Raw genomic sequence first — 9,266 nt, 5'->3', positions numbered from 1 at the left:
ACAAAATCTGATGTTTCACCAACAGGAAAAGCTGTTGTTATTGATTCAAAAAACGGTTCACCGGAAAACTTAATTAAAGATAAAGCTGTTGCAAGTAATTCAAAATCTGACGTCTTACTGACCGGACAAGATTCTATTCAGCTGGCGGTATTACAAAATTTAGAAAAAACTATTGCAGAAGGAAAATCTAAAAAAGAAGAAGAGCCTAAATCTGTTGTTCCAAGTACTGAAAAATGGTCCTTGGAAGTTTTTGCAGGAGTTGCTAATTCTGAAAATCTCAAAAAAGAAAAGACTTTGGGAAATGTTAATGGGTCTAAACAGACAAATGCATACGGAGTAAAAACAAATTACAAACTAAATAAAAAATGGACCGTAAGTTCCGGTGTAAAAATAAATGAATTAGGACAGAGCATTGCTGATGTTAGCTATATGGATACAAGCAACACATCAGGTTTATTATCTTCAAGTGACTATTTGATTAAAAATGTAACTACTGTTTCTCAAATTACAAATAATTCAAATTACGTATTTGTTACAACGAATGCTAAAAATTCTTTGAAAAGCGATAATTTCCAAACAGGTAATATTGATCAAAGTTTAAAATATATCGAAATACCGCTGGAAGTTTCTTATGCTCTTTTTAACAGAAACAAAACCAGTATCAGCTTAAATACCGGTGGAGTTGTCGGTAAATTAATTTCAAATAATTTATATCTAAATGGTACTTCAATAGGTTCTAATTCAGATGCCAACGATTTTATTTATGGCTCCTTACTTAGCAGTACTTTACAATATCGCATATACAAAAAAACACATATTTTTGTTGAGCCTGGCATGAATTATTACATCAATCCATTAAATAACCAATCTTTCAATCAATTTCAATGGGCTTTTAATTTTGGACTGAATGTCTCGTTTTAAGTGGTAACTTTACGCTCTTAAACTTCGAATAAAGACAACAAAACATGATTATTGATAGTACGTGGAATCCTTCAGAATCAATTCCTGATGATTTAAATCTGGCAAAAGAATTGGTTTATGACAGCTGTAATTTAAAATGTACTGCTCCCGAAGCTGAAGCTGAAAGCGGTGATTATAGTGCATACCGTTTTAAGATTAATGATAAATGGGTTTGTTACAGGGAAGCAAAAATTACCCCAACCAAAACGGGCCAATTTGTTACTTTGTGGAAACGTAATATCTCAGGAGTTATTGAACCTTTTGATTTTTCGGATGCAATAGATTTTGTAATTATAAGCATTCGAAAAGAAAATAATTTTGGACAATTTATTTTTCCAAAAGAGATATTATTAAAAAAAGGAATCTTTTCGACTGAAACCAAAGAAGGCAAAAGAGCTACCAGAGTGTATGCTCCATGGGACATAACTAACAGTAAACAAGCCCAAAAAACACAGTTTTGGCAATTGGATTATTTTTTAGATATATCAAAAGACGAAGCTATTGACTTAAGAGCCAAAGAATTACTTGATAACCTGAGTCGTTTATTATTTTAAATTTAACTTTCTAATGCTCTTGGTGTGTCTTCTGATTTTTTAATGAGTGGAAGTTCCGACGATTTATCAGATAGTTCTCTAACTAATAAAAAACTACTCAACCAATTTAAAGCCATCGAAAAAATACAGAAAAATGATAAATCTGTAATTTAAAATACTCATTGATGCCTTTATTACCAAAAAGAAAATTCAGCAGTTAGCTCAATAAAATATCGCTTAAAAACATAGAAAACCCCACAATCTGCGGGGTTTCTTTTTTTCTATTCTTTGTCGATTTTCTTTGGCGGCACGGAAAAAATTTCCGCGCTATCCTTGAGCATATCTGAGCGATCGGGAAAAATTTCCGCGCTATCCTTGAGCATATCCGAGCGATCGGGAAAAATTTCCGCGCTATCCTTGAGCATATCCGAGCGATCGGGTTCTATATACGCCTATACCACCAATTAAGTTACAGCAAATAGACGATAATTCCCACCCTATTTCTTCGTACGAAGTAAATTCTCCATTAATTAAATTCTCATACTTATTTGCAATTCCAAAACCTTTAATTTTTTCAGCATCAATGGCTACATTTTTTGATGTATTTTCATTGTCCCAAGACCATTTCCAGGTTTCTAATTTTGTTGAATAAGTTCCAACTTGATAATATCTAAAATTAATAATTTTATCACCTTTCGAAAGAGTTATAATACCGCTTGGCTGGTCATAATCCCAACTCGTATAAGAATTAATATCATAAGACTTATTTAAATTATCTTGCAATTTTTCTAATTCGCCAAAACAATTTGTTAAAAAATCTGTGTAGTCCATCATTATAAGTTTTGCGTAGCTTTGTTCTTAAGTCTGCCTTACAGTACGCCTATAGACGTGCCTAAGTCTGTGATTTATTTAAGTATTTAGTTCGTTTAGCATTTTTAGAAAGTTTTCTGGAGGAAAAAATTGCAATTTCCCATCTTGAATTTTATATGGAATTTCAGTAAAAATTTCATCCTTATACCAAAATACTTTATTACTAAGAGAACCAGGCCCTTCAATGTTCATATTATGAATTGCTGGAAAAATTCCATTCATCGCTTTTACGATTTCTAAATTCTCAATTGGATATATTATAGCCGAATGTCTATGAGGAATTCCAATCAATAAACCATTAGTACCACTAAGATTTTTGAGATTTTCTATATCAAATAGTATGTTTGGTGTAAAAAAATGATCAGAATTTACAAACCAAATGTCAAACGTATTAAAATCTTCTTTTGTTATTGTAAGTGGATATTTTTCTTTAATATTTTGTATTCCAATTTCGAAAAGTTCGTCTATAGATTTTCCCCAGTTTTTTATTTGCTCTGGCTTTATACTTGAAATACTATGAGGAAAATCAAATACAATCATAGAATAAATATCGCCTTCAAATTCTTTTCCGATTGTAAACTCTTTTCCCGTATAATCAACATATTCTTCGTTATATAATCTTACTCCAATATATTTTTTAACTTCATCAAAGTTGTCTACTTTTTTTTCAAATTCTATTTCAAATTTATTTGCTTCAATCAGTGAATTAAAGTGATCCTTTATTATCACTTTATAATTTTTAGGTTGATCTTGTTTGCAGATTTGAGCAACATTGCTTAATCCTAAATTAGTTAAACCAAATTCGTTTTGACTTGTTATTATAATTCCGTCATAAACTTCAAATTGAATCTTTAGCTTATTGAAATAATTTTCAATTTCGTATATGAATATTGAATATTCTGAATTTTCAAAAAAACTAGCCCAGTTTGGTATATCTGGCTTGGTATTTCTTCTATTAAAAAATGAAAACATATTTTTTTTATTAATTAATAATTTTAGTGCCTTGACCATTGCTGACCTCCATTATTTAATATTGCATTATTTAATTCTATCCACTATCAATTTCGTTTTTATCTGTGACGGATATATTTAATTATTTGATAAATATCTAATAAAACTGTTCCAGAAATTAAATATGTAAAAAAGGATGAACATAATCGCTCATCCTTTTTTCTTAAATTAATCCTCGATCTTCAAAAAATAATCTAAAATCATTTTTAAATGTTTCTTTATCAAAATTTTTAATTTTTTTTGGAAGACTATCTAAGTTTGATAATGAGTTTATTAGCATATTAGCCAAAATCCGATTACCTTCATCATGGTTCGCATATACAAAATCTTCATAATCTTCATTATCAATTTTTATATTGTACGAAAATGTGTTAAAAACTTCAAGTATTTCACCAGTTAGTTTGGATGTGGTTTTGCTGTAATCTATATATTTTGGTTTAATCAGTTTATACCATGCCTCATAACCAGGTTTTGTTTTTATACACGTAATTCTAATATAAAAAGTTTTTATATCATTTCCATAATCTTTATCTTTAAAATAATCTTCTAATGATTGTGATAGTGTATTTATTAAAGTACTCTTCTCTTGAGCCTCAGAATCAATTTCTAATACAAAGCTAAATTTCATATATTTTTTTATTTAAACATTTTATTTCCTGGCGGTAAACGACCATTTTGAATATAGTAGTTAACTATTTTTGACTTTTCTGCTATTCTGGCTTGCGTTTTTGTTCCTTCAAATTCATTGAATTGCTGAACACCTGGTCCGATTGATTTTAAATCTTTATCTACGCTGCGCAAATGTCTCTGACTTTGCGCAATTTTAAACAAATATAATTTAAAAACAGGAACCTCATAAAGTCTCCGACTTTTAAACTAAATTTCTTAGGTGCAATTTCTTAAATGTAAAAGAAATAAAAGTAATATTAAGAATTAAACGTAAAAAGTCGGGAGACTTTTATCAGGTTTACAATTTCTAAGAAACAAAAAATTGCGCAAAGTCAGAGACATTTGCGCAGCTTTTCATAGGGAACTCTTCGCAGAGCGGCGGTTTTTTTCTATTCTTTGTCGATTTTCTTTGTCGGCACGGAAAGAATTTCCGCCCTATCCTTGAGCATATCCGAGAGATAGGGTATCACTAACTCTGAAACACTACCCTGAATTATTAGTAAATAGATCTAATGCATTATCAAAAGATTACAGGTGCAATTTTAAGGTAGTTATTACCTTTGTTTTCACACGGTAACCCTCATGCTCGCCAGGTAACCATTTAGGTGAAGTTTTTATAATTTTTTTTATTTTCTTTGCTGTAGCATTACTCGCTCCACTAATAATTTCAATATCATTTACTGATCCGTCAATGTCAACAATGAAGCCAACTAAAACCGCATTTGGAAAATCTTTATGAAATTTATTCTTAAAGTTTTCCAATACAAATTCATTAAACTTTCTTTCACCATTGGGAAATTCGGCTTTTACTTGAACTTCTTCATTATTATAAGTTCTTTTTTGAATATCATTTTCTGGAATTGAAATCTGGGAAAATGAATTTTGAATGCACAAGAAAGTGATAAACAATAATATTATTTTTTTCATTTTACAGTATTTATTTTTTTATAGATAATTATTCTAATTCGTTTGAAGAAAATCCTGCATTCAGAATTTCAGTTGTATCTATAATTTCTTGAGAAAAATCAACAATAATTTTATTAAAATCCTTTGATGAATAATAGAGCCTAAAATATTTGTTAATTTTTTTATCATAATTGTCTGGACATCGTCCATAACCTTCTCTATACCATTGATTATTAATTTTATACTTAAAAAAGCTTTTAGTTGTTTTTGGAAAGTCTTTACATAATACAAATTTACAGACAGTTTGCTCTTGATTTTCCCTGATTTCTTTTTGCTTAAGATATCCTTTTACAAACATTGAGAGAACTCCTAAAATCATTAACACTAGAATAGATTTATAAAAATTTTGCATATATTAAATTTAAATACTTTTTTATTTTTTCTTAGGTAATAAATTTGGTGCAACATTTGAAGCGGTCTCTACCGAAAATTTTGCAGTTTCCCCATAAGTTTTTGCGACACCTTTAGCAAAAATAGAATTTGCATCAATTTGATTACCAAAACTATTACTTATTAATCCACCTCCAATTTGAACAGCAGCTTGCTCAAAACTTGTTGGTATTGACGGTGTATAATTTGAATTATTAATATCTTCAACAGATAAACTAAAACTTTCTCCTATTAAAGTTGGACCTACACCAGGAAACGCTGATGCAGCAGCTTCAATTGTATTAACTTGCGTAAAATCACCTCCATTTGCGATTCCTTGTGATACTGTATTTGAAACTACTCCAAATAAAGCTTCCCCTGCAGTTGGTACACCAAAACTTATTGCTTCCACCCCTCCTAATATAGGCAAAGCTACTATACCAGCAAAAGCGACCGCATGCCCGAAGTCCTTATCTGTTCCATAATCTCCAGAAGAAACATGTTTTTCAGAATTGTTAAATGTTTCTCCTCCGGACATGACACTCTCATAACGATAATTATTATGATTAAATTCTGCTCTTGCCTCTTGTACTGACGATCCAGTGTATTGCGCTAGAGTTTCAGCGGTATCTCCTGCATCAGCGACTAAAGCACCCGCTCCATCTCTATGCCAGTCAGGAGCCATTCCATCTGGATCAATAAATCTTATAGGGTTGTTAAATGCATAATTATAAGGACTATGTCTTCTCATTTTTTCTGCCAAAGGATCCATATTCATCCAACGCCCTAACGCAGGGTCATAATTTCTTGCTCCGTAGTCATAGAAGTTAAGTCCCAATTCATCTTGTAGTTCTTTACCGTTGTATTTATACCTTAAAGCAGGATGGGTTGAATTAACTACATTATTATTCTTATGCTTTAACCCAAACGGATAATAATTGTTTTCTTCCAGAATTTCAGAAGCAGTAATTGTTCCATCGTTATTCGAATCGCCGTAACTCAATCGTACATTCCCTAAATGATCTTTGTATTGATAAATATAACTAAAAATTCCTGAATTATACTCTACAAAACCTTCAGGTTGCGGGAAAAATTTCAATACATTGTTTTCATACTGAAATCCTTCTGCATAATCTGTTGTAATTCCTGTACTTACTATTTTACGCTGTTTTACACCTGTTGCATCATACACATAATCGATAGTTCCGGTTCCAAATGTTATTTTAACAGGAAGGTTCAGATGGTTATAAGTAATTCCGTCAGTTGAAGATGTCCCTATCCCTTTATTATAATCTCTGGTCATATTTCCATTGGCATCATAGATATAATCGTTGCCAGTATTAGTCCCGTCTTTGAACCCTTCGGCACCATAGGTTGAACTTTTATAGCCATCATCCACTTTTATTAATTTATTTCCCTTGTCATATGTATAAGTTAAGTCGTCAATAGGAATTGATAAGGAAGTAAAATCTGGTCTTTCCATATAACGGAAAAAGCTCAATATATTTCCATTACGATCATAATTATTAATAGTTTCGTTAAATTTGTAGTTATAAAAATCATTATTTTGAGAATATTTGGCTGTCTTAAACCTATTTAGTGCATCATAGCGATAAGTGTAGCTTTTCAAGTTTGCATCGGTTTTCCAAAAAGTCTGACTGATGTTCCCATTGTATAATGCTTTACCTCCAAAAGTAGGTTTGTTATAATGTATCTGAAAACCAAACAAGTCACCTGAACCCATACTTATGGTAAGGTAATTGGAATCACTATCATTTATTCCTTTCAGCCAGCCCCGAATATTATAAGTATAATCTATTGTTTGTAAACGATTTTGAGTTGTTCTCCCGCCAACATTTTTCTGAATAAGCTGTCCGAGTTCATCGTAAACATTCTCTGCAATTACTTCGGGTGTTGCAGTTCCATTAATAGATTGTGTTTGTTTGGTAAGTCTTCCGGCGCCATCGTATGTAAAAATATCGACTATAGTTGTTGTAACACTATTTCGGAGATGGGTAGATGTGTTTTTTAAAGTTTGTCCGATAAAATTGAGTTCACTGCTGACCGTGCTTGTTGTACCCAGATAATCGTTTTTACTGTAACTATAAATTACCCTGCCTTTTGCATCATAGCCAGTTACATTGGTTGTCCAGTTGGTTGTATCCAATATCCTGACTTTATTTCCCGTGGTTAAACCCTTAGTATTAACAACCGGGCTAACGGGCGTACTGCCGTTTGTATCAAAGTTATAATCATCATAGTAATTAACTGTATAGATCTCAATACCCGTGTTCGGAAAATTAGCATTAGTGTAATAGGTATTGTCATAACCCGTCCCTGATGTTATTTTTGACTCATACATTTTATCTGCAACATTATTCTGGGTGTCAAAATAATTCTGCATATCAATTCTACTTAGATAAGTTACGTTCCTAATCATTCCTGTATAAGCGACACGCCCAAATGCGTCATACTTTGTAAATAACCATTTTTGACTGCCCCTTAAATTGGCATCTTGAGTTAAAACAGGCCTGTCGAGTTTATCATATACAATGTATTCCCAGTCTTTACCAGGGAGTTTTTTCTCTACAGGCCGGTTGCGTTTGTCATACCTATATTGATAAATCAAGTCATTAAAAGTTTGCCTCTCCAGTGAAGGTACAGTAAAATTGTTTTGGTAATCGCCAAGATTTATGGAAAAATGCGCGTGGAGAGTATTGGTGCCTCGGTCTGTAAATACATTAATACCAGTGGAATCAAAATATAAATCTCCATTACGAATATAAGCAGTACCTGCAACAGCCAGTTCCTCCTTTATGTTATACATCATAATATCTCCTAAAAGCATATTGGGCAAATCAACATTGAAATTTAAGTCTGCAATTTTACCATCTTTTAAGGGATCATCAAAAACATTTTCCGCATACAAAGAACATTCTAATTTTCCATTAGATTCGTACATGTCAATTTCAGTGTAATAGGTGTCGTATGTAAAAAAGTTTACATCATTCGAACTATCCAGGAAAATTTCCTGGTTTTGAAACTGCTGTCCTAAATTACTGTATGTAGCAGTTTTAGGGGGCAAGACATAAGTAAGATTACCATAATCATCATATACATAATAGGTATCATGCCATTTATTTGCATCGAAAGTTCGTTTTAAAACAATATGTCCCTCCTTATCTTTAAACTCTTGCGTCGTATGATCATCAAGATAGAAAGGATAGTAGGCTTGATTCACTTGCCAGTTTTCATCTTTGGTAACTGTCTTGTACAATTGCGAAGGATCATAAACACCCTGGTCCTCCAAATAAGGGTTTTCCGTATTTCCTGCAATAAAGGAAACCCCAAAACGCCTTACCTTGTCTGTATCAGTATTCGTTTGGTAATCAAATCTTATTTCATGGCCATTACCTAATTTCCAGTCCTCTCCCGGAGCGGCTTGCTTCAGTACCCTGTTAAGCGGTGAAGCTTCAAATTCTTTTTGAGAAAAAGGGTTGGTGGTGTTTTCGTATTTCACCGTATTATAAAATGTACCAACCTCCGTGAGAGCGGTAGTTTTATAATCGAGTGAAGCAGCGGCTGTGGGCACATAAGGCAGATAGTCTTTCACCTGACGTCCAAAAGCATCATATTCTACGGGGGTCACGATATCTTTTCCTGTACCGGATTGCTGGTGTGCTACTTGCTGGACAGGACGACCCAAACCATCAAAATAGGTGATGTTTTGATTGGCTTGTGTAATCGTTGGTGCCGAAATAGCAGTCTGGGTTGGTACCTTATAAGTTGTTGTTTTTATATAATTCTGGGTGATCGTCTGGCTAATTGCCACAATTGGAAACAAAACCAAAAGCAGGTTTACTATTTTTTTCATGTTACTTTTGGTTT

General features: G+C 32.4%; 8 protein-coding genes and 1 pseudogene. 2 read left to right on the top strand and 7 right to left on the bottom strand.

Translation table 11 applies throughout. From position 1 onward, the window contains the following. Positions 1-921, top strand: a pseudogene (locus tag PMI10_RS03670) (hypothetical protein); the annotation flags it as partial. 44 nt (positions 922-965) lie between these two features. Beyond that, positions 966-1,514: a MepB family protein gene (locus tag PMI10_RS03665; protein ID WP_007804609.1), complete on the top strand. Its 549-nt coding sequence runs from the start codon at positions 966-968 to the stop codon at positions 1,512-1,514. A 390-nt stretch (positions 1,515-1,904) separates the two neighbouring features. Here the strand turns inward: PMI10_RS03665 and PMI10_RS03660 are convergent, their stop codons facing one another. From PMI10_RS03660 to PMI10_RS21525, 7 genes are all read right to left on the bottom strand, one after another. Then, positions 1,905-2,324 carry a DUF6882 domain-containing protein gene (locus PMI10_RS03660; RefSeq protein ID WP_050992417.1) on the bottom strand — a complete coding sequence of 140 codons (420 nt, stop codon included), beginning with the start codon at positions 2,322-2,324 and terminating at the stop codon, positions 1,905-1,907. A gap of 78 nt (positions 2,325-2,402) precedes the next feature. Next, the gene (locus PMI10_RS03655) at positions 2,403-3,374 is read right to left on the bottom strand and encodes a hypothetical protein (RefSeq protein ID WP_007804605.1); all 972 of its coding nucleotides are present in this window, start codon (positions 3,372-3,374) and stop codon (positions 2,403-2,405) included. 163 nt (positions 3,375-3,537) lie between these two features. Further along, positions 3,538-4,002 carry a hypothetical protein gene (locus tag PMI10_RS03650; RefSeq protein ID WP_007804603.1) on the bottom strand — a complete coding sequence of 155 codons (465 nt, stop codon included), beginning with the start codon at positions 4,000-4,002 and terminating at the stop codon, positions 3,538-3,540. A gap of 8 nt (positions 4,003-4,010) precedes the next feature. Continuing rightward, on the bottom strand, positions 4,011-4,205 hold the full coding sequence (locus PMI10_RS03645; RefSeq protein ID WP_035631298.1) for a hypothetical protein: 195 nt from the start codon (positions 4,203-4,205) through the stop codon (positions 4,011-4,013). Positions 4,206-4,571: 366 nt separating this feature from the next. Then, positions 4,572-4,970 (bottom strand): hypothetical protein, encoded by a 399-nt coding sequence (locus tag PMI10_RS03640; protein ID WP_007804601.1) that lies wholly within the window; start codon positions 4,968-4,970, stop codon positions 4,572-4,574. Between the two features lie 28 nt (positions 4,971-4,998). Next, positions 4,999-5,361: a hypothetical protein gene (locus PMI10_RS03635; RefSeq protein ID WP_007804598.1), complete on the bottom strand. Its 363-nt coding sequence runs from the start codon at positions 5,359-5,361 to the stop codon at positions 4,999-5,001. A gap of 21 nt (positions 5,362-5,382) precedes the next feature. After that, complete coding sequence (locus tag PMI10_RS21525) at positions 5,383-9,252, bottom strand: DUF6443 domain-containing protein (protein ID WP_007804596.1); 3,870 nt, start codon at positions 9,250-9,252, stop codon at positions 5,383-5,385. Between the last annotated feature and the right edge of the window lie 14 nt (positions 9,253-9,266).

This window comes from Flavobacterium sp. CF136, assembly GCF_000282055.1.
Classification (GTDB): Bacteria; Bacteroidota; Bacteroidia; order Flavobacteriales; family Flavobacteriaceae; genus Flavobacterium.
The sequence above is the reverse complement of the archived record's forward strand: the minus strand, read 5'-3'. Positions and strand labels throughout refer to the sequence as shown.

What these genes read in the sequence shown, in the direction of transcription:
- PMI10_RS03665 (WP_007804609.1), top strand. Translation starts at nt 966, where the DNA reads ATGATTATTGATAGTACGTGGAATCCTTCAGAATCAATTCCTGATGAT.
- PMI10_RS03660 (WP_050992417.1), bottom strand. Translation starts at nt 2,324, where the DNA reads ATGGACTACACAGATTTTTTAACAAATTGTTTTGGCGAATTAGAAAAA.
- PMI10_RS03655 (WP_007804605.1), bottom strand. Translation starts at nt 3,374, where the DNA reads ATGGTCAAGGCACTAAAATTATTAATTAATAAAAAAAATATGTTTTCA.
- PMI10_RS03650 (WP_007804603.1), bottom strand. Translation starts at nt 4,002, where the DNA reads ATGAAATTTAGCTTTGTATTAGAAATTGATTCTGAGGCTCAAGAGAAG.
- PMI10_RS03640 (WP_007804601.1), bottom strand. Translation starts at nt 4,970, where the DNA reads ATGAAAAAAATAATATTATTGTTTATCACTTTCTTGTGCATTCAAAAT.
- PMI10_RS03635 (WP_007804598.1), bottom strand. Translation starts at nt 5,361, where the DNA reads ATGCAAAATTTTTATAAATCTATTCTAGTGTTAATGATTTTAGGAGTT.
- PMI10_RS21525 (WP_007804596.1), bottom strand. Translation starts at nt 9,252, where the DNA reads ATGAAAAAAATAGTAAACCTGCTTTTGGTTTTGTTTCCAATTGTGGCA.